The sequence below is a fragment of the Microbacterium sp. TPU 3598 genome, assembly GCF_002356155.1.
Lineage (GTDB): Bacteria > Actinomycetota > Actinomycetes > Actinomycetales > Microbacteriaceae > Microbacterium > Microbacterium maritypicum_A.
The window spans coordinates 462,938-482,608 of the sequence record NZ_AP017975.1 but is presented as its reverse complement, the minus strand read 5'-3'; the positions used below and the strand labels follow the sequence as shown (position 1 = coordinate 482,608).

The following is a 19,671-nucleotide window of genomic DNA, read 5'->3' as shown; positions in this document are numbered from 1 at the left end:
GTCAGGACTCCATCTGGCGCGTGCGCGGGTCGAGGTAGGCGTAGACGACATCCGCGAGGATGTTGGCCACGAGCACCGACAGCGTGATCACGAGGAACACGCCCTGCATGAGAGCGAAGTCCTTGGCGTTGGTCGCGTCGAGCAGCAGCTTGCCGACGCCCGGATAGCTGAACACCATCTCCATCACGATCGTGCCGCCGACGATGAAGCCGATCGACAGCGCGAAGCTCTGGATCTGCGGCAGCACGGCGTTGCGAGCGGCATAGCCCCAGAGGACGCGCTTGTTGGGCATGCCCTTGGCCTGAGCCACGGTGATGTAGTCGTCGTCGAGCACGGTCAGCATCATGTTGCGCATGCCGAGCACCCATCCGCCCAGCGAGGCGACCACGATCGTCAGCGCCGGCAGCGTGCCGTGCATGATCACCTGGCCGATGAAGTCGAAGCTCCACTCCGGGGATTGACCCTTGTCGTACGCGTGCGATGAGGGGAACCACTTCAGGGTCGAGGAGAAGATCGCGATCGCGATGAGTCCGAGCCAGAAGTACGGGATGGTGTTGAAGAACGTGGTCACCGGGATGATCGCGTCGAGCTTGCTGCCGCGCTTCCAGCCGACGACGGCCCCGGCGATCGTGCCGATCGTGAAGGAGATGATGGTCGCGATGCCGACGAGACCCAGTGTCCACGGGAGGGCGGCGGCGAGCACCTCCGCCACGGGCCGCAGACCGTGCAGGGTCGAGATGCCGAGGTCTCCGCGCAGCAGCATCCCCCAGTACTCGAGGTACTGCTGCCAGATCGACTTGTCGGTGTCGATGCCGAGCAGGATGCGCAGCGCATCGGCGGCCTCGGGGCTCACGTTGCGGTTGCGCGCGAGGTACGAGCTGACCGCGTCGCCCTTCATGAGGCGCGGAAGGAAGAAGTTGATGGTGATGGCCGCCCACAGGGTGAACAGGTAGAAGGCGGCTCGGCCGGCGAAGAAGCGCCACGGCACACGTCGCCGTCCGCGTTCCGCCGCGGTGGCGGTGGTGCCGACCTCCAGGGCGTCGCGGGCGACCAGGTCGTTGTCGTCGAGCTGGGGGAATGCGGTGCTCACAGGGTGCCTCCGTTCGATGCGGCCTGCGCGAAGAAGGTGTCCGGGTCGGGGGAAGCGGATCGCAGTTCCCGCGTGTACGGGTCCTGCGGGTTGAGGATCACGTCGTCGGCGGCGCCGTACTCCACGACGCGGCCCTGGTTGAGGACCATGATCTCGTCGCTGAAGTGGCGGGCGGTCGCGAGGTCGTGGGTGATGTAGAGCACGCCGAGCCCCTCTTCGCGCTGCAGATCGGCGAGCAGGTTCAGCACGCCGAGGCGGATCGACACGTCGAGCATCGACACGGGCTCGTCGGCGACGAGGAGCGAGGGGCGCGAGGCCAGGGCACGGGCGATGGCCACGCGCTGCCGCTGGCCACCCGACAGCTCGTGCGGGCGTCGATCGATCACCGCGTCCGCGTCCAGGCGCACGCGCGCGAGGAGCCGGCGCACCTCGTCCTCCGTCTGCTTCTTCGGCACGACGTCGTCGAGACGGATCGGCCGCTCCAGGTGATAGCGGATCGAGTGGTACGGGTTGAGCGAGGCGAACGGGTCCTGGAACACCATGCGCAGCTGCTGCCGGTACTTCCGGAGCCCCTTGCCACGACGAGGGATGGGCGTGCCGTCGAGCAGCACCTCTCCGCTGGTCGGGGTCTCAAGCTGGGTGAGGATCTTCGCGATCGTCGACTTGCCGCTCCCGGACTGGCCGACCAGCCCGATCGTGCGCCCGGAGGTCAGGGTGAAGCTCACGTCGTCGAGGGCCTTGATCTGGCCCGCCCCGCGCACGTTGTAGGCCTTGGTGACACCGCGGAATTCGAGGGTGGTCATCGCACCAGCACCCCTCTCTCCCCGGTGAGCCGGGGGAACGACGACAGCAGTGTCTTCGTGTACTCGTGCTCGGGCTGCGTCCAGATGCGTTCCGCGGTCGCGAGCTCGATGATCTCGCCCTCCCGCATGATCGCGATCCGGTCGCTGATCTCCAGGAGCAGCGGAAGGTCGTGGGTGATGAAGATCACCGAGAAGCCGAATTCGTGCCGCAGCTGCGAGATCTGCTTGAGGATCTCCCGCTGGACCAGCACATCGAGGGCGGTCGTCGGCTCGTCCATGACCATCAGCTGCGGACGCAGCGCGAGGGCCATCGCGATCATCACGCGCTGGCGCATGCCGCCGGACAGTTCGTGCGGGAAGGAGCGCACGCGCTGGCGTCCGACCTTCACGATCTCCAGCAGCTCCTCGGCTTCGGCGCGCCGCTGCTTGCGGTTCATGTCCGGGCGGTGGATCTCGAAGACGTCCTCCAGCTGCGAACCGATCGTCGCCACCGGGTTGAGGGCGTTCATCGCCCCCTGGAACACCATCGAGACCTTGTCCCAGCGGAACCGCTGCATGGCATCCACGCCGAGGGCGTTGATGTCGATGTCGACCCCGGTCACATCGTGGAAGGTCACACTGCCGCCGGTGATGACCGCGGGTGCCCGCAGCAGGCGCTGCACACCGTAGGCGAGCGTGGTCTTGCCGCATCCGCTCTCACCGGCGAGACCGAGGATCTCGCCGCGCTGCAGTTCGAGGGTGACGTTCTTCACCGCCTCGACGGGCGGATCGACGTCGTACACGACCGAGAAGTCGCGCACGCTGAGCAGGGGGTCTGGCATGAGGGTGTCCTTCGTCGACCTGATCAGGGGAGCCCGCACCGTCGTCGAGGCGGGCTCCCCGGCAGGATGCTGCTTACTCGGCGGGCTTCAGCTTCGTGAGGATCTGCACGATGTTCTGCTGAGTCGGGTCGGCAGACGCGTACGGGTCCTCTTCCGAAGGCCATCCGACGTAGTTGCGGGTGTTGAACTCGCCCAGCAGCGGGTGCGCGCCCAGCGGGATGGCCGGCACCTGCTCGGAGAAGATCGTCTGCAGCGTGTCGACCGCGGCGGTGCGCTCCTCGTCCGACGAGGCGTTGGCGTAGGAGTTCAGCGCGGCCGTCGCCGTCGGGTCGTCGAAGCGACCGAAGTTGAAGCCGGCCTTCCCGTCCGAGATCCATCGCGGGTCCATGGTCGAGGTGTACAGGCCGTAGGCCGTGCCACTGTCCTCGAGCCAGTGGATGATCGCGGAGAACGTGCCGTTGTCTCGGGGATCGGCCCAGCCGCCCCAGTCGGGCATGTCGATCTTGACCTCGGCGCCGATGGCCTCCGTGACGTCTTCGGCGATCAGCTCCTGCGCGGTGTTCCAGTCGCTCCAGCCGGAGGGGACGGAGAGCGTGAACGAGACGGGTGCGCCGTCGGGGTCGATCAGCGCGTCGTCCTTCCAGGTGTACCCGGCGGTGGTGAGCAGTTCGCGGGCCTTCTCGGCGTCGACCGCGTACTCCTTGCCCTGGAACTCGGGCTGGATCTCGTCGTCGAGGATCGAGGAGAGTCCCGTCACCGACCAGACGGCCTCGCTGGCGCCTTCGCGGGCGATGTCGACGTAGGCGTCGCGGTCGATCACCCAGGCGAGCGCCTGACGGAAGGCCGGGTCGTCGAACGGCTTCTGCTGCAGGTTCATGAACAGCGTCGCGGAACCGGTGGTGGGAGCCGCCCAGAACTTGTTGTGCTCGGGATCGGCCGAGAGGAACTGCTCCTCGATCTGCGGGATGAACGCCTGCGCCCAGTCGGCGTCGCCGTTCGCGAGGGCCGTGGTGAGAGCCGTGTTGTCGCCGTACGAGACGTAGTGCAGCTCGGGCACGGCCAGATCGCCGCCCCAGTAGTCGTCGCGGGCGTCGAGCGTGACCGACTCGGTCGACCAGTTCGAGAGGACGTAGGGTCCGGTGCCCACCAGGTCGTCGCCCTTGACGGGGTCGGTGGCCGGGTCGTCGAGGTTCTCCCAGATGTGCTTCGGGACGATCGGCACGTGCAGGGCGCGGGCCAGGTTGACGTACTTCGACGCGGCGAAGGTCAGCACGACCTTGTCGCCGTCGACGGCAGCGCTGTCGAGCTGGAGGCCCGCGGTGTCGAGGGCGGGGGTGGAGGCGAGCTCGTAGGAGTAGACGATGTCTTCGGCGGTGAAGGGCTCGCCGTCGCTCCAGGTGACGTCGGCGCGAGGAACGACAGTGAGCACCGTGTAGTCGTCGTTCCATTCCAGGCTGTCGGCGAGCCACGGAGTGACGCCGCGGTCGCCGGTCTGGTTCACGAGGGCGAGGGTCTCGAAGATCACCTTGCCGTAGCCGTACTTCGAGGCGGACGAGTCGCCGACGAAGGGGTTGTTGGATTCGGTGGTGATCGCGCCGTCGGGCTTCGCGATGGTGAGGGATGCGGAACCGGCGCCATCGTCGGATCCACCGCCTGCCGAGCATCCGGCGAGGGCCGATACGCCGAGGGCGGTGATCGCGGTCGCGGCGATCAGAGACTTTCTGAGCTTCATTGCTTCTCCTAGGGCACGGGTCTTTGTGCTGCGTCGCCGGAGGACGGGAGTCCACCGACTGTCGTGATTTGCTTACTGTCGAGAAAGTAAGCTCTCGTGAGGTTACCGAGTAGTAAGTTTGATCGCAAGCACAGCCCGACGATGGAGAGGAGGCCGCGGTGGTAGACAGCGACCAGACAGTGCGCGTGCGCCCGGCGACCCTCGCGAAACGCGAGCAGATCCTCAAAGCAGCCGTCGAGATCTTCGGCAACAAGGGCTCGACCAACGGCACTCTCGCCGACGTTGCCGAGCAGGTCGGCATCACCCACGCCGGCGTCCTGCACCACTTCGGCTCGAAGCAGAAGCTGCTGCTCGAGGTTCTCGCCTATCGCGACCAGGCCGACGTCGCCGAGCTCGCCGAGAAGCACATCCCGGACGGACCTGAGCTGTTCCTGCACCTGGTGCGCACGGCGTTCGCGAACGAGAAGCGGCCCGGCATCGTGCAGGCCTACACGGTGCTGTCCGCCGAGTCGGTGACCGACGACCACCCGGCGCGGCACTTCTTCGAGGACCGCTACACGACCCTGCGTCGAGAGGTCACGGCGGCGTTCCACGAGCTGTGCGCCCAGGAGGGTGTGCGCGATCCCGACACGATCGCCGCAGCCGCCGCCGCGATCCTCGCGGTGATGGACGGTCTGCAGCTGCAATGGCTCCTGCACCCCGACGTCGTCGAGCTCGGCGGAGCCAGCGAATTCGCGATCCAGGCGATCGTGAACGCCGTGCTGCACCCCGGGCCGGCGCTGCCGACCTACGTGCACCCCGCCTGATCCCTCGATCGCGGGCCCTCGGCAACGACCGCCGGCCGGGCTAGGCTCGGGCCATGACGATCGACCTCGAAGCGCTCTACATCGACCTGCACCAGCATCCTGAGCTCTCGTTCCAGGAGACGCGCACCGCCGGCATCGCCGCCCAGCACCTGCGCGATCTGGGACTCGAGGTCGAGGAGGGCGTCGGGGTGACCGGCGTGGTCGGAGTGCTGCGCAACGGCGAAGGCCCGGTCGTCTGGGTGCGAGCCGACATGGACGCACTGCCCGTCGAGGAGCAGACCGGTCTGTCCTACGCGAGCACGGCGAAGGGCGTCGACCCCGCGGGCACCACCGTTCCCGTCATGCACGCCTGCGGTCACGACATGCACGTCACCGCCATGATCGGTGCGGTCGAGAAGCTCGTCGCCGAGCGATCCGACTGGTCGGGGACCCTCGTCGTGCTGATCCAGCCTGCCGAGGAGTACGGCGCCGGAGCGCGGGCGATGCTCGACGACGGGATCCTCGACCGCTATCCGAAGCCCGACGTGGTGCTCGGCCAGCACGTGACCCCGTTGCCCGCCGGCGTGATCGGCGTGCGCAGCGGCACGCAGATGGCCGCCTCCGACGGACTCACCGTGACCCTGCACGGCCGCGGCGGACACGGCTCGCGCCCGCATGCCACGATCGACCCGGTCGTCATGGCCGCCGCCACCGTGATGCGCCTGCAGACCATCGCCTCGCGCGAGATCGACCCGCAGGGCGTCGCCGTCGTGACCGTGGGATCGATCCACGCGGGCCTCAAGAACAACATCATCCCCGCCGAGGCGAAGCTCGAGCTCAGCCTGCGCTATCCGAACGAGGAGACGCGCGACAAGGTGCTCGCGAGCGTCGAGCGCATCGTGCGGGCAGAGGCCACCGCTTCCGGCGCCGAGCGAGAGCCCGAGATCCGCACCGACCACACCCTCCCGGCCACCATCAACGACGAGGACGCCACCGTCCGGGTGACCGCGGCGCTGCAGCGCGCCCTGGGCGAGGCGGCCGTGATCGACCCCGGAATGTTCACCGGCAGCGAGGACGTCTCCTGGTTCGCCCGCGACGCCGGGGCACCCCTCGTGTTCTGGTTCTGGGGCGGGATCGACCCCGCCCGGTTCGCCGAGGCGGTCGCCGCGGGCCGCCTGGGCGAGGACATCCCCACCAACCACTCGCCGTTCTTCGCACCGGAGATCCACCCGACGATCGAGGTCGGCGTCACCGCGCTGTCGGCCGCGGCCCGGGAGTTCCTCGCGTAGAGGGCCGGGGCGATGCGCTCACCCCGGACATGACGATGGCGGGGACGACTTGGAGTTCGTCGAGTTGGTCACGTCGGTAGTGCTTGCGGGCTGATCCGTGCAGTTCAGGTAACGTGTGCCCACTCGCGCACCGCGGCGCGAATCGCCTCAGAGCGCGTGGTGACTCCTCGGCCTCAGCGCGCGCCGTCAGGGCGGCGATGGCGGATGCGTCGAGCCGCACCGATGTGTGTATACGAAATAGGAAGCCGCTGCGGCCCCACGCTCAGACCGGGCGGATCGTGATCGACTCGCGCTCGAGATCGCGGCGCCGATTGGCCAGGCACTGCGTGCACAGCAGCTCGACCCGACGCGGGTGCCCGCCACCGCAGGTGCACACGATCGTGACCCGCCACCTCGCCTTGTCTCCGCACGCCCGGTAGTCGTCACCCGTGCCGTGGTTGCACTCACAGCGCAGGTCGCCGCGATCGAGCACCGGCAGTTCGTCGAGCTCTTCGTCGATCCGGGAATCGGGGGTGACAGTGGTGGTGGTCATCGAGATCGACCGTAGCGCGAATCGGAACCGACGACCCCTTGCACGGGAGCCGCGGTGGTCAGCCGCCGATCGCGTTCATCCCGCGAGCGGGTTGCAGGAAGGAGGGGTCGTCGATCGCGTGTCCCGGCAGTTTTCCGTGCACGCACGAGCGCAGCAGTGCGGCGATCTCATCGGCGCGCTCGCCCGGGGCGGAGGCCGACTCTCCGCGCAGCAGCCCGGTCAGGTCGTACTCGGCGAGCGAGAAGAGGCAGTTGCGCAGCTGGCCGTCTGCCGTCAGCCGCAGGCGGTCGCAGGCGCCGCAGAACGGGGCCGTGACCGAGGCGATCACACCGACCTCATGCGGGCCGCCGTCGATCCGCCACTTCTCGGCGGGTGCGCCTCCCCGACCCTCGACCGGATCGAGACGCCAGCGTTCCCCGAGCGACGCGAGGATCTCCTCGCGCGTGACCATCGAGGCCCGGTCCCAGGTGTGTCCGGCGTCGAGCGGCATCTGCTCGATGAATCGCAGTTGCGCGCCGACGCTCATCGCGAACTCCACCAGGTCGACCAGCTCGTCGTCGTTGACGCCGCGCATCGCGACCGCGTTGAGCTTGAGCGGGCGGAGCTCGGATGCCGCAGCCGCCGCGATGCCCTCGAACACATCGTCGAGGCGGTCGCGCCGGGTCAGGTCGGCGAAGCGCTGACGATCGACCGTGTCGATGCTGATGTTGAGGCGAGTGAGCCCGGCATCGATCAGGGCCGGGAGCTTCTGGGCGAGGCTGATGCCGTTGGTGGTCATCGCGACCTCGACGGGGCCCCCCTCCCCCTCGATGCGGGAGATTCGCCTCACCACCTCGACGATGTCGGTCCGCAGCAGCGGCTCGCCGCCGGTGAGCCGGAAGGTGCGGATGCCGAGGGCCGCGGCCACTTCGGCCACCTCGACGATCTCGTCGGTGGAGAGGATGCTCGTGCGGGCGAGCCACTCGTTGCCCTGCTCGGGCATGCAGTACGTGCAGCGCAGGGAGCAGCGATCGGTGAGCGAGATGCGCAGATCGCGATGCACCCGGCCGTGCGTGTCGACGAGACCTCCGCCGATTCCTGCGAGAGAGGCGGCCTGCGGAGACGGATCGACGCGCGGCGCGCGCACACCGATCACGACCGGTACGGCCGCCATGGCGCTTCCCCACTCCCCGTCATCTTTTGAGAGTAACCCGCGACGACCGGGGCAGGGCCGGTTTCGTGGCGACGACCGGCAGATTGCCAGTGTCCGGAAGCGTCGGCGGCGACTTCGTCAGAGCACGGGCACGAAGCTCACGTGCGCGGGGTCTACCCGCAGGTGGACCGCATCTCCCGGCGCGAGCCCGGCAGCGTCGGCGAGGGAGACATCGACCGCGCATCCCGCGGTCTGCACGCGCACACCGGCGAGGGTGGGCTCGAGTCGCGTGACCTCGGTGCGCCAGGCATCCGGATCCGCGGCGTCGACGACGCGCACGTGCTCGGGGCGGAAGACCGCAGCGAGAGGGGTGCCGTCGACTGCGGCGAGCGCGAGCGAGCCGGCATCCGCGGTCGTGAGGTGCAGATCTCCGTTCCGCCAGGCGCCGCCCGCGGCGACCCCCGCCACGCGATTGACCCCCGCGATCGACGCGACGAACCCGGAAGCCGGAGCCGACAGGACGGCGCGCACCGGTCCGCTCTGTGTGACCCGACCGGCCTCGATGATCACGAGCCGCTCCGCCAGTGCGACGGCATCCGCGGCATCGTGCGTGACCGCGATCGTGGTGATCCCGGCCAGCTGATCACGCAACATCTGTCGGATGTCGCCGGCCGTCGCCGGGTCGAGCGCCACCAGCGGCTCGTCGAGCAGCACCGCGCGTGGGGACGCGGCGAGAGCCCGGGCGACCGCGACGCGTTGCCCCTCCCCGCCGGAGAGCTCGCGAGGCATCCGTCCGCCGGCACCGCGGAGTCCGACGCGCGCGAGCCATTCGTCCGCAAGGTCGTGCGCCGAGCCAGCATCCGCCCCTGCAGCTCGGGGGCCGAAGGCCACGTTCTCGCGCACCGAGAGATGCGGGAACAGCCGCGCATCCTGTCCCAGCAGCACGATGCCCCGGTTCATCGGCGTGGTCCGCACGCGGGGCGCGGACACGCGGTCGACCACGCGTCCCGCGACATCGATCTGCCCGGCGGTCAGTGGCTCGAGTCCCGCGAGGGCCTGCAGCAGCGTCGACTTTCCCGCGCCGCTCGGTCCCATGACGGCGACCGTCTCGCCGACCGCTGCCTGCACGGCGACCTCGACGGCGAAGTGCTCGCGCTCGACCACGATGTCGGCGCGAAGTCCCGGTTCGACGGCGGCGCGGCGCTCGGCCGGCAGACCGTTCGCCAGGGTCATCGCGCCGCCCCCGGTCGCCAGCCGCGCACGAGCAGCAGCACGATGATCGCGGTGGCGAGCAGCAGCAGGGCGAGGGCGACCGCCGTGCCCTGCGACACTCCGGCACCGTTGAACGCGGTGTAGATCGCGAGCGGCATCGTCTGGGTGACTCCCGGCCGGTTCCCGGCGAACAGCGCCGTCGCGCCGAACTCGCCGATGGCCCGCGCGAAGCACAGCACGACGCCGGCGACGATGCCCGGCGCGGCGAGCGGCAGGGTGATGCGGCGCAGGATCGTCCATCGTCCGGCTCCGAGCGCTGCCGCCGTGCGCTCGTAGTCCACGCCCGAGGTGCGCACCGCGCCCTCGACGGCCAGCACCAGGAAGGGCAGGGCGACGAATGTCTGTGCCAGCACGACAGCCGGGGTGCTGAACGACAGGCCGAGCCCGCCGAGCCACCCCGCGCGCCCGAACAGGTAGAGCAGCGCGACGCCGCCCACCATGGGGGGCAGCACCAGCGGCACCGTGACGACGGCACGCAGCACCGCGGCCAGGCGGGGCCCGGAGCGGGCGATGTAGAGCGCGAGCGGCACCCCGACGACGATGCACAGCACGGTGGCCAGCAGGCCGGTGCCCAGCGACAGCAGGAGCGCCGAGAGCGCAGCCTCCGACGTCACATCGGCGAGGAAGGTCGACCACTGCACCCGCGCCACGAGTGCGGTCAGCGGCAGGATGAGGAACGACAGTCCGATGAGGGCCGGAACAGCGAGCGCGCGCGGAGCGTATCCGCGTGCGCCGGTCACGCTCATGGAGCCCCGAAGCCGAAGTCCGCCAGGATCTTCTGACCCGCGTCCGACAGCACGAACGTCACGAACGCATCGGCCGCCTCGGCGTTCGGCGCATCGGCCAGCGCGGCGATCGGGTAGTGGTTGACGACGTCGTCGGCACCGTTGGGCACGATCACCTCGACGTCGTCACGTCCGATCACATCGGTGGCGTACACGAGTCCGGCATCGGCCTCGGAGGCGGCGACCTTCGTGAGCACGGCCGTGACGTTCTGCTCGAGACTGGCGGCGTCGACCGTCACGCCCGCTGTCGAGAGCAGTTTCGCGGAAGCCGCACCGCACGGCACCTCGGGCGCACACAGCACCGTGGTCACGTCGGCGAGATCGGAGAGGGTCTCCACCTCGCCCGGGTTGCCCGCCGGCACCGCGATCACGAGGGTGTTGGAGGCGAACAGCGTCGGATCGACCGCCACATCCGCCGCCTTGTCCATGTTCGCCTCGTCAGCGGACGCGAACACGTCAGCCGGTGCTCCTTCGAGGATCTGCGTGACGAGGGTCGACGAGCCGTCGTAGACGGGTGTGAACCGCACGTCGGGGTTCTCGGCGATGAACGCCTCGCCGATCGCATCAAAAGCCCCGCTGAGCGATGCGGCGGCATAGACCGTGAGCTCTCCGCTCACACCGCTCTTCTCCGCCGTCGCCGACGGGGAGGGAGTGCTCGCGGCGCCACCCGCACAGCCGGTGAGGGCGAGCGCGGCGGCGGCGAGGACGGCGGCGAGGACGGCGGCGGCGCGGAGCGTGCGGTTCATGTCAGCCTTTCGGTACTTCGACCACGACCTGGGTCGCCTTGACGGAGGCGGTGGCGAGCGCGCCGACCCCGAGGTGCAGTTCGCGCGCGGCCTCGGCAGACATCAGCGAGACCACGCGATGAGGACCGGATTGGATGTCGACCTGCGCCATCAGCCCGTCGATCTGCACCCGGGTGACGATTCCCACGAAGCGGTTGCGCGCGCTGGAGAGCACATCTCCGGCACTCTTCGCCTCCTCCGCGAGCGCGACGGCCCGTTCCGCGACGGCATCGCCGGGGATCTCGGCGGGCACGGCATCGGTGACCGGAAGCAGCCCCTGTTCGATCCAACGCCGGACGGTGTCGTCGCTCACGCCGAGCAGCTGCGCTGCGCGAGCGATCCGATACGTCTGCATGGAGAGAATCTACCGCAGAAGCGGAGATTTTCCTCGAAAATCTCCGAGTCTGCAATGATCCATACCCCTTCCGCTCCGCACGTCGACGGACCGTTCCTGTGTCCCCCGAATGGCCGATAGCGCGTGCGGCAGGGGTCGGCCAAGATGAGTGTCACCATGACGGCACCGAATCCACCGGCGGACGACCTCTCCGAGTTCGCTGAACTGATGTCCCACGAGCAGGAGTTCCTCTCCCCCCGTGATCGGATCGATCCGGAGGTGCGCCGAAAGCGCAGGCGGCGGGGGCTCATCATCACCGGGGCCTGCATCTTCCTGCTGCTGGCTGCCGCCGGTGGCTACATCGGGTGGGCGCTCACCGCGCCCGTGGATCCGCCGGCGGTGACCACGCAGACGCCGCAGGTCCCGGCCGTCGATGCGGCGGCGATCACCACGCCACCGGCGGGTGCGTCAGCGATCAGCATCGCCGGCGCGGACGCCTATCTGGGCGAGGGGGCGAGTGGCATCTGGTCGTCGAGCGGGACCGGCGAACCCCTGCCCATCGCGAGCATCACCAAGCTCATCACCGCACTCGTCATCCTCGACGCGTCGCCGCTCGCCTCCGTCGATGACCCCGGCCCCACCATCACGTTCGGCAAGGCCGACCACGACCTCTACGACCGGTACTACGTGCAGGGCGCCACGATCGCGCCGATGCCCACCGGCACGTCGATGTCGCTGCGCGATGCCCTGGCGGCCATGCTGATCCCCTCGGCGAGCAACTATGCCGAGGCGCTGTCGTCGCACGTCTTCGGGTCGCAGAGCGCGTTCCTGGGCGCGACGCGGGATTGGCTCGCCGCCCAAGGACTGACCGGCACGACCATCACCGAACCCACCGGCATCAGCCCGCGCAACACGAGCACGCCTGTCGATCTCGTGGCCATCGGAAAGCTCGCCGCCGCGAACCCGGTGATCGCCCAGATCGTCGCCACCCCGTCGATCACGCTCCCCGGAGCGGGCCTGCTCTACAACACCAACGGCCTTCTCGGCACCAGCGGGATCACGGGACTGAAGACCGGCACCCTCGGCGAAGGCACCTACAGCCTGCTGTACACGGCCACCCTCGTCGTGGGCACCACCGATCCGCTGGCCGTGACCGGCGTGATCCTCGGAGGGTCGTCACGCGATTCGGTGAATGCCGGTGTGCTCGCCGCCCTGGACGGCGTCCGCTCCGGCTTCCACGAGGTGCCCGTCGCCACCCCCGACCAGGAGGTCGGGACGATCTCGACGCCGTGGGGCTCCTCCGCCCGCCTGGTCATCGGCGAGGCGGCGTCGATCTTCACGTGGTCGGACACGCCGATCACCGTGACGATGGACATCGAGACGCCGCCGACCTATCGGGACGGCTCCACCGTGGGCACCGTCACCTGGACCGCCGGCCCGAACACGGTCACCGCTCCGGTCGAGATCAAGGGGAGCATTGAGCAGCCGTCCGAGTGGTGGCGCCTCACCCACCCGTCGCAGCTCGGTTCGATCGCAGACGCTCGACGCTGAGACCGATCGCCAGGATGCTGACCAGCACCCAGGCGACAGCACCGCACCACACCGCGAGCGTGCCGACGGCGACCAGCTCCCCGACGCCTGCGGCCCTGCCGAGGGCGATGGTCGCGGTGGCGTACATGCCGATCGGGAAGACGATGCTCCACCACCCCACGGTGAACCGACGCGCGCCCGGACGCGTGCGGAGATCCCGGATGCCGAGCCCCACGAGGAACGGGATGAGGAACGTTCCGAACGACCAGAGCGCCATCGCCACGACGGTGACCGCTCCCTCCGTGCCGGGGAGGACGGCGGAGTCTGCCGTCAGCAGACGCGCGGCGGCCAGTGTGGAGATCGCGGTCGATCCCGTCAGCACCCATGCGGTCGGCGCGACGTCGATCGCAGCGATCTCCTGGCCGAGCAGCCGCACCGTCACCGCCGCCATGAGAAGCAGATACAGAACGATCCCCAGGCACCAGAGCGCGAACGCCGCAAGGCCCAGCAGGGGGTGCCCTCCGGCGGTCGCGCTCGTCAGGACCGACAGCGACTGGGTGGCGACGACGAGGAGGAACCACCCGCCGTCGACCGTGCGGAGCAGGGGCCGCCGGGAAGCGTGCGTGACGAGCCACGGCAGCATCCCGTACGTCAGAAGCGCCCAGAGCAGCGCTTCCAGGGCGAGGGCGACGGGGAGGATCCCCTCGGCCCCGAGCGACGCACCCAAGGTGGCGGTGACCCCGGTCGCCGCCACGATCGTGAAGAACCCGAATGCGCGGCCCGGGTCACCGGCGTCACGGAGCACGGCGGCCGGCGCCAGGAGCACGCGCGCGACGGTGGCGATCAGCAGGAGCGCATACCCGCCGACGGCGAGCACGAACGCCACGGCCCCGATCGGGGACAGTCCGATCGCGACGAAAGAGGTGCCGACGATGCCGGTCGCCATCACGAAGGAGAATCCCGCGGGCGGAAGCCGTTCGATCATCGTGCGCACGGACATCACTCAGATCGACCGCCGGTACTCCTGCGGCATGCGGGCGAGGGTCCCCTGCTCCGCGCCCGTCTTCTCGCCGCAGTCCACCATCCGACACCTCTCGAAGATCGTCACCGATGTCGGCCGCGGTACCGCGTGCCCCTGCAGTCGAGGATGTCAGAACATCCGCCGCGGCACGATCAGGCGAGCCGCGACGTCGCGATCCGACGGGCATACGCTGAGTCCATGCAGCCTCTCGTCGCCCCCGCTCCCGTGCTGGAGCCGGAAGAACTCGTCCGTACGGCGCGGCACGCGGTGCTCGCCGGCATCGGCGAGGAGGGACAGCGCCGCCTCAACGCCGCTCACGTCACGATCGTCGGCGCTGGCGGACTCGGATCCCCTGTGCTCCTCGCCCTGGCCGCCGCCGGGGTCGGATCGCTCACGGTGATCGACGACGACGTGGTGGAGCTCACCAATCTGCAGCGTCAGCTCGCGCACCGGGTGGAGGACATCGGGACGCGCAAGACCGCATCGGCCGCACGCGCCATCACCGCCCTCGCCCCGCACACCGTCGTGACCCCGGTCCCCGAGCGCCTGGATGCGTCCAATGCCGAGCGCCTGCTCACGGGCGCCCACGTGGTGGTCGACACGAGCGACACGTTCGCGACCCGTCGTGAGGTGGCCGCCGCCTGCGAAGCGCTCGGACTTCCCCTCGTGTGGGGAGCTGTGCAGGAGTGGCACGCGCAGGCCACGGTCTTCTGGTCGGACCCGCCCGCGGGAGAGCCGGTCGTGCTCGCCGACCTCTTCCCGGTCGGCACCGAGGGCGAACCCCCCAGCTGCGCCCAGGTCGGTGTGCTCGGCGCCCTGTGCGTGCAGGTCGGCGGGATGCTCGCCGGCGAGGTGATCAAACTCGTGACGGGCGCAGGCGAGCCGCTGCTCGGACGACTCGCGATGGTCGATGCGCTCACGTCCCGGCAGCACGAGATCGTGATCCGCCCGGCAACCGCCACGACCCCGGAGGCCACCGCGGGGGCCCGCGCATGACCGGCCGCCGCACGGTCGAGGAACAGCTCGCGCGCGTGCTCGATGCCGTCCACGTCATCGAGCACGAGACACGGCCGGTGGCGGCTGCCGCGGGGCGCACGCTCACCGCTGCCGCAGCCGCCGCCCACGACATCCCCCTGTTCGACAACTCCGCCATGGACGGCTTCGCGGTACGACGTGCGGATGTCGCCGACGCGTCCGAGGAGAATCCGGTCACCCTGCGCGTGGTCGCCGACCTGCCCGCCGGAGTCGCCCTCGACCCTGCTCTCGGCGTCGGCGAAGCGGCACGCATCATGACCGGCTCGCCCACCCCCACCGATGCCGACGTGATCGTGCCCTTCGAGGACACGGCCGGCGGTCTCGCCGACTCCCTCGGCGAGGTGACGGTGCTGCACGCACCGGCCAAGCCCGGAGTGTTCGTGCGCCGACGCGGAGCCGACCTGCGCGCCGGCGACGAAGTCGTTCACGCCGGCGAGCGCCTCGGACCCTTCCAGCTCGCCGCCGCAGTCGCGGCCGGCATCGTCGAGGTCTCGGTGACGCGGGCTCCGCGCGTGGCCGTGGTGTCGACGGGCAGCGAACTGCTCGCGCCGGGCGAAGCCCCCGCCCGCGGACGCATCCCCGACTCGAACGGTCCCCTGCTCGAACAGCTGGTCGCCGCAGCCGACGCCGAGGTGGTGCTGGTCGCGCGGGTTCCCGACGAGGCCGACGCCGTCCGAGCCGTGACCGCCGAGGCCGTCGCGCGCGGAGCCGATGTGATCGTGTTCACCGGCGGCGTGAGCGCGGGCGCCTACGAGCCGGTGCGTGGGGCCTTCGACGGCGGCGGACAAGTCGAATTCGCCGCGGTGGCCATGCAACCGGGCAAACCGCAGGCCTTCGGGGTGCTCGAGAACGGGTCTCTGGTATTCGGACTGCCGGGCAACCCCGTGAGCGTGGCGGTGTCGTTCGAGGTGTTCGTGCGCCCCGCCCTGCTCGCGATGCAGGGGCGCTCCGCGATCCACCGACCGCGCGCCGCGTTCACCGCCGACGCATCATGGACGCCGCCGCCGGGCCGACGCCAGTACCTTCCCGCCGTCGTCGACCTCGCGGCCCGCACCGTCCGCCCGGCCACCGCCGGCGGATCGGGATCGCACCTCGCGGGCGGACTCGCCCGTGCGCACGCGTTCGCGATCGTGCCGGCCGAGGTCGAGACCGTGGCCGTGGGCGACGTCATCGATGTCATGCTGGTCGGATGAGCTTTCCTCACCTGGACGCGGCGGGCCGCGCGCACATGGTCGACGTGACCGCGAAGCAGCCGACCGTGCGCTCCGCGACGGCCCGAGGCTTCGTCCGCTGCAGCCCCGACGTGATCACCGCCCTCCGCGATGGCACCGTGCCGAAGGGCGACGTGCTCGCCGTAGCACGCATCGCGGGCATCCAGGCGGCCAAGTCCACCCCCGCGCTGCTGCCGCTGGCACACGTGATCGGCGTGCATCGGGCGAGCGTCGACCTCGAGATCGTCGACGACGGCGTGCGCATCGAGGCGACGGTGGGCACCGCCGACCGCACCGGTGTCGAGATGGAGGCGCTGACGTCCGTGTCGGTCACCGCCCTCGCGATCGTCGACATGATCAAGGGCGTCGACCGCGCCGTCGTGATCGAAGACGTGCGGATCGTGGCGAAGTCGGGCGGCCGTTCCGGCGACTGGGTCCGTCCGGGCGAAGCAGACCCCGGAGACCCCCGATGACGCGGGTGCGCTACTTCGCCGCTGCTGCGGAGGCTGCGGGAACCGACGTCGAGGAGCGCGGGGAGCGGTCACTCGTCGCCCTGCGCGCGGCGGTCGTCGCCGAGCATCCGGCCCTCGTCGACATCCTGCCGCGCTGCGCGGTGCTCGTCGACGGGGTGCGCACCGACGGCGACCTCGTCCTCGACGACGCGGACCTCATCGACGTGCTCCCGCCCTTCGCGGGTGGATGACCACACGCCGCCTGCAGGAACGCTGGCCGCATGCAGGACCGATGACCGGCGTTTCCTCCTGCACGCGGCAAGAGCTCATGCAGCTGGCGCGTCAGGTACGACGGCTGGCCCCGCGGCTCAGCCGCCGATGCCCTTCCACGACGACGTCCCGTCGACCTCGAGCTGACGCTTCCAGACGGGGAGGTCGCTCTTGATCGCCTCGATGACCGCCCGGCACACCTCGAAAGCCTCGGCACGGTGTTCGGAGGCGACCGCGATCACCACGGCCGCATCGCCCACGTCGAGGCGTCCGATGCGATGGCTCACGGCCACCACGGCGGGGGCTTCCGCGCCGGCACCGGCCTGCTCGGCGATCCGCCGCAGCGTCGCCTCCGCATCGGGGTGAGCGCTGTACTCCAGCCCGACCACGGGTGTCTCGGCGTCGGGGTCGTTGTCGCGCACCCGCCCGACGAAGGTCGTCACGGCCCCCAGTCGAGGGTCTTCGACCGCGGCGAGGTGCGCGTCGAGATCGAGTCGCTCCTCCGATACCGCTGCGATGCGCACGTCGTTCATGAGTGGTCTCCGCCCTTCACCTGATCCAGGATGTGCCCGGCGACGCCGAGCACCACGGGGACGCCGGAGGCGACGGCCCGCGGCGAACCGGGAAGGTTCACGACGAGCGTGCCGTCAGGATCGACGATGCCGGCGAGCCCGCGTGACAGCACGGACAGCGGGGTGTCGGCGAGCCCGCTGCGACGCAGCTCCTCGGCGATCCCGGGGATCTCTCGGGTGATCACGCGCCGCGTCCCCTCGGGCGTCAGGTCACGAGGACCGACACCGGTTCCCCCGGTCGTCACCACCAGCCGGATGCCGCGGGCGACGGCCCGGCGCAGAGCGTCCGCCACCGAACCCGCGCCGTCGGCGACGATCTCGGCGTCGGGACAGTGCCATCCGGCATCGCGGAGCAGGCCCACGGCGATCGGACCTCCGCGATCCTCGCGCTCTCCGGAGAATGATCGGTCCGAGACGGTGATCACGAGTGCGGGGAGCGGGCCCATGGCTCCCACACTAGGCCCGAGCCGCCGACCGCGCACGGCTCTCAGTTGACCCGGATGAGTGAACGCTGCCAGCCCGACGAACCGTTCGGTGCGATCGGCGCACGCTCCTGGATCTGCAGATCGCCGTTCTTGTTGATCGCACGCACGGCGACGTAGTGCGTGCCGGGCGTGGCATCCCACTCCATGAACCACTGCACCCAGGTGTCGTCGTTGATCGGGGTCGACAGCGTCGCCGGCATCCAGTCCCCGTCGTCGATGCTGACCTCCACGCGCTCGATACCGACCGACTGCGCCCAGGCGACTCCGGCGATCGGGATCTTCCCGGCGTCGACCGCCTCGCCGATCTTGGGGGTGTCGACGCGCGAGGCGAACTTGATCGGGGCCTCCGCGCTGTAGCCCCGGGGAGTCCAGTACGCCTCGTCCTGGGCGAAGGTGGTGACCTTGAGCTCGGTGAGCCACTTGGTCGCCGACACGTATCCGTAGAGGCCGGGCACGACCATCCGCACCGGGAATCCGTGTTCCAGGGGCAGGGGTTCACCGTTCATCCCGACGGCGAGGATCGCGTCGAGGTCGTCGTCCGTCAACGCCGAGAGCGGCGTGCTCGCGGTGTAGCCGTCGACGCTCCGTGAGAGCACCATGTCGGCACCGGACTTCACTCCCGCCTTCTTGAGCACGTCGCGCAACGGCACCCCCAGCCACTTCGCGTTGCCGACGAGCTCACCGCCGACCTCGTTGGAGACGCACGTGAGCGTGATCGCGTACTCATCGAGGCCCATGTCGAGGATGTCCTGGAAGCTCATCTCCACACGCTGGTCGACCATCCCGTCGATCACCAGACGCCAGGTGTCCGGATCGATCGAGGGCACCGTGAGTGCGGTGTCGACGCGATAGAAGTCCTTGTTCGGGGTGAACAGCTTGCTGAGCCCGGGGATGTCGAGCTCGGCGCCCTGCGGCACGGTCACCGTGGTCTTCGGGGAGGGCAGCTTGAGCGCACCACGGATCGCTTCGACCGACGACACCGCCATGCTCACGGTGCGGGCGGTGATGCCCACGACCAGTGCGGATACCCCGGCGAGCGCGGCGAGGACGAAGAAGCGGCGGCGGTCGATTCCGGGGCGGACGGACTCGCCCTCGTCGTCGGCACGGACGATCTCGTCTCCAGCGGTCGACGTGTCGCTCTTCCGTTCGCTCTCGACGCCGACGACGGAATCCCTCCATCCGCGCAGGCGACGGCACAGGAGCACGAGGACCAACGACCCCACGACGGTTCCCAGGACCGGGGGCAGGAAGGCGAGCGGAGCGACGGCGGCCCGGGTCACGATCGCCGCGGTCGAGAGTGCGCCCGCGATCACGAGAGCGATCACGCCGAGCGGCGGCCGTACGAACTGCAGGATGCCGGCGATCGCCGAGGCGATGACCACAGCCAGTCCGAGGCCGGCGAGCAGGGCGATCTTGTCGTATTCGCCGAACGTGGCGATCGCGAACTCCTTGAAGGGCTGCGGCACGATGTCGATCACGAACCCGCCCACGGCGAGGATCGGACTGGCTGCGCGCGCGAAGAGCAGTGCGAACAGCTCGGCCGTGGCGAGGAAGACGCCCCCGCCGATCACGCCCGCGAGGGCGGCCCAGACGAGGAACCTCTTGCCACTGCGGCGCTGCACCATGGTCGTCTCCTGTCCGACATCACGTCGACACCGTCGCCGGTGTGATCCCCCGTTGTTCGGAGCGGAACCACGATCGGATGGGACGATCCCGCGGCAGACGGGCTCGACGG

General features: G+C 69.9%; 21 protein-coding genes and 1 pseudogene. 7 read left to right on the top strand and 15 right to left on the bottom strand.

The genetic code is table 11. The annotated features are described in order from the left end of the window. Position 1: 1 nt before the first annotated feature. From MST3598_RS02210 to MST3598_RS02195, 4 genes are all read right to left on the bottom strand, one after another. Positions 2–1,090 carry an ABC transporter permease gene (locus MST3598_RS02210; protein WP_021199254.1) on the bottom strand — a complete coding sequence of 363 codons (1,089 nt, stop codon included), beginning with the start codon at positions 1,088–1,090 and terminating at the stop codon, positions 2–4. Next, positions 1,087–1,893: an ABC transporter ATP-binding protein gene (locus MST3598_RS02205; RefSeq protein ID WP_029260044.1), complete on the bottom strand. Its 807-nt coding sequence runs from the start codon at positions 1,891–1,893 to the stop codon at positions 1,087–1,089. The genes MST3598_RS02210 and MST3598_RS02205 overlap by 4 nt, the downstream gene beginning before the upstream one ends. Next, positions 1,890–2,714 (bottom strand): ABC transporter ATP-binding protein, encoded by an 825-nt coding sequence (locus MST3598_RS02200; RefSeq protein ID WP_021199256.1) that lies wholly within the window; start codon positions 2,712–2,714, stop codon positions 1,890–1,892. Before MST3598_RS02200 ends, MST3598_RS02205 begins: the two co-directional genes overlap by 4 nt. 73 nt (positions 2,715–2,787) lie before the next feature. Next, positions 2,788–4,446, bottom strand: a complete 1,659-nt coding sequence (locus MST3598_RS02195; RefSeq protein ID WP_029260045.1) for an ABC transporter substrate-binding protein — start codon at positions 4,444–4,446, stop codon at positions 2,788–2,790. A gap of 158 nt (positions 4,447–4,604) precedes the next feature. Between MST3598_RS02195 and MST3598_RS02190 the strand changes: the two genes are divergently transcribed. Both MST3598_RS02190 and MST3598_RS02185 read left to right on the top strand, forming a co-directional pair. Continuing rightward, positions 4,605–5,252 (top strand): TetR/AcrR family transcriptional regulator, encoded by a 648-nt coding sequence (locus MST3598_RS02190; RefSeq protein WP_021199258.1) that lies wholly within the window; start codon positions 4,605–4,607, stop codon positions 5,250–5,252. Positions 5,253–5,305: 53 nt separating this feature from the next. Further along, a complete protein-coding gene (locus MST3598_RS02185; RefSeq protein ID WP_021199259.1) occupies positions 5,306–6,520 on the top strand; it encodes an amidohydrolase in 1,215 nt (404 codons plus the stop codon). Between the two features lie 104 nt (positions 6,521–6,624). On the opposite strand, the pseudogene MST3598_RS18810 reads toward MST3598_RS02185, so the two are convergent. The 7 genes and pseudogenes from MST3598_RS18810 to MST3598_RS02155 all read right to left on the bottom strand — a co-directional run. Then, a pseudogene (locus tag MST3598_RS18810) lies at positions 6,625–6,669 on the bottom strand (hypothetical protein); the annotation flags it as partial. 113 nt (positions 6,670–6,782) lie between these two features. Continuing rightward, positions 6,783–7,052, bottom strand: a complete 270-nt coding sequence (locus tag MST3598_RS02180; RefSeq protein ID WP_029260046.1) for a hypothetical protein — start codon at positions 7,050–7,052, stop codon at positions 6,783–6,785. A gap of 58 nt (positions 7,053–7,110) precedes the next feature. Further along, positions 7,111–8,205 carry a GTP 3',8-cyclase MoaA gene (gene moaA / locus MST3598_RS02175; RefSeq protein WP_021199263.1) on the bottom strand — a complete coding sequence of 365 codons (1,095 nt, stop codon included), beginning with the start codon at positions 8,203–8,205 and terminating at the stop codon, positions 7,111–7,113. Between the two features lie 117 nt (positions 8,206–8,322). Next, a complete protein-coding gene (locus MST3598_RS02170) occupies positions 8,323–9,417 on the bottom strand; it encodes a sulfate/molybdate ABC transporter ATP-binding protein (protein WP_051671175.1) in 1,095 nt (364 codons plus the stop codon). Further along, complete coding sequence (modB, locus tag MST3598_RS02165) at positions 9,414–10,202, bottom strand: molybdate ABC transporter permease subunit (RefSeq protein WP_021199265.1); 789 nt, start codon at positions 10,200–10,202, stop codon at positions 9,414–9,416. The genes MST3598_RS02170 and modB overlap by 4 nt, the downstream gene beginning before the upstream one ends. Beyond that, positions 10,199–10,987, bottom strand: coding sequence for a molybdate ABC transporter substrate-binding protein (modA, locus tag MST3598_RS02160; RefSeq protein ID WP_029260048.1), 789 nt, complete (start codon positions 10,985–10,987; stop codon positions 10,199–10,201). Before modA ends, modB begins: the two co-directional genes overlap by 4 nt. A 1-nt stretch (position 10,988) precedes the next feature. Beyond that, positions 10,989–11,381, bottom strand: coding sequence for a TOBE domain-containing protein (locus MST3598_RS02155; protein ID WP_021199267.1), 393 nt, complete (start codon positions 11,379–11,381; stop codon positions 10,989–10,991). A 156-nt stretch (positions 11,382–11,537) separates the two neighbouring features. Here MST3598_RS02155 and MST3598_RS02150 point away from each other — a divergent pair, with 156 nt between their 5' ends. Then, entirely contained in the window at positions 11,538–12,911 is a 1,374-nt protein-coding gene (locus tag MST3598_RS02150; RefSeq protein WP_029260049.1) for a D-alanyl-D-alanine carboxypeptidase family protein, read from the top strand. Here the strand turns inward: MST3598_RS02150 and MST3598_RS02145 are convergent. Beyond that, positions 12,865–13,890: a tellurite resistance/C4-dicarboxylate transporter family protein gene (locus tag MST3598_RS02145; protein WP_029260050.1), complete on the bottom strand. Its 1,026-nt coding sequence runs from the start codon at positions 13,888–13,890 to the stop codon at positions 12,865–12,867. The two genes, MST3598_RS02150 and MST3598_RS02145, sit on opposite strands and share 47 nt — an antisense overlap. 219 nt (positions 13,891–14,109) lie before the next feature. Here MST3598_RS02145 and MST3598_RS02140 point away from each other — a divergent pair, with 219 nt between their 5' ends. The 4 genes from MST3598_RS02140 to MST3598_RS02125 are packed head-to-tail and all read left to right on the top strand — an operon-like array spanning position 14,110 to position 16,860. Next, positions 14,110–14,907: a HesA/MoeB/ThiF family protein gene (locus MST3598_RS02140; protein ID WP_029260051.1), complete on the top strand. Its 798-nt coding sequence runs from the start codon at positions 14,110–14,112 to the stop codon at positions 14,905–14,907. After that, complete coding sequence (locus MST3598_RS02135) at positions 14,904–16,139, top strand: molybdopterin molybdotransferase MoeA (RefSeq protein WP_029260052.1); 1,236 nt, start codon at positions 14,904–14,906, stop codon at positions 16,137–16,139. The genes MST3598_RS02140 and MST3598_RS02135 overlap by 4 nt, the downstream gene beginning before the upstream one ends. Further along, entirely contained in the window at positions 16,136–16,630 is a 495-nt protein-coding gene (gene moaC / locus MST3598_RS02130; protein WP_029260053.1) for a cyclic pyranopterin monophosphate synthase MoaC, read from the top strand. Before MST3598_RS02135 ends, moaC begins: the two co-directional genes overlap by 4 nt. Further along, on the top strand, positions 16,627–16,860 hold the full coding sequence (locus tag MST3598_RS02125; RefSeq protein ID WP_029260054.1) for a MoaD/ThiS family protein: 234 nt from the start codon (positions 16,627–16,629) through the stop codon (positions 16,858–16,860). The genes moaC and MST3598_RS02125 overlap by 4 nt, the downstream gene beginning before the upstream one ends. Before the next feature lie 117 nt (positions 16,861–16,977). Here the strand turns inward: MST3598_RS02125 and MST3598_RS02120 are convergent, their stop codons facing one another. The 3 genes from MST3598_RS02120 to MST3598_RS02110 are packed head-to-tail and all read right to left on the bottom strand — an operon-like array spanning position 16,978 to position 19,561. After that, positions 16,978–17,412, bottom strand: a complete 435-nt coding sequence (locus MST3598_RS02120) for a molybdenum cofactor biosynthesis protein MoaE (protein WP_029260055.1) — start codon at positions 17,410–17,412, stop codon at positions 16,978–16,980. Then, the gene (locus MST3598_RS02115; RefSeq protein WP_029260056.1) at positions 17,409–17,897 is read right to left on the bottom strand and encodes a MogA/MoaB family molybdenum cofactor biosynthesis protein; all 489 of its coding nucleotides are present in this window, start codon (positions 17,895–17,897) and stop codon (positions 17,409–17,411) included. Before MST3598_RS02115 ends, MST3598_RS02120 begins: the two co-directional genes overlap by 4 nt. 41 nt (positions 17,898–17,938) lie before the next feature. After that, positions 17,939–19,561, bottom strand: a complete 1,623-nt coding sequence (locus tag MST3598_RS02110) for a molybdopterin-dependent oxidoreductase (RefSeq protein WP_029260057.1) — start codon at positions 19,559–19,561, stop codon at positions 17,939–17,941. Positions 19,562–19,671 lie beyond the last annotated feature (110 nt).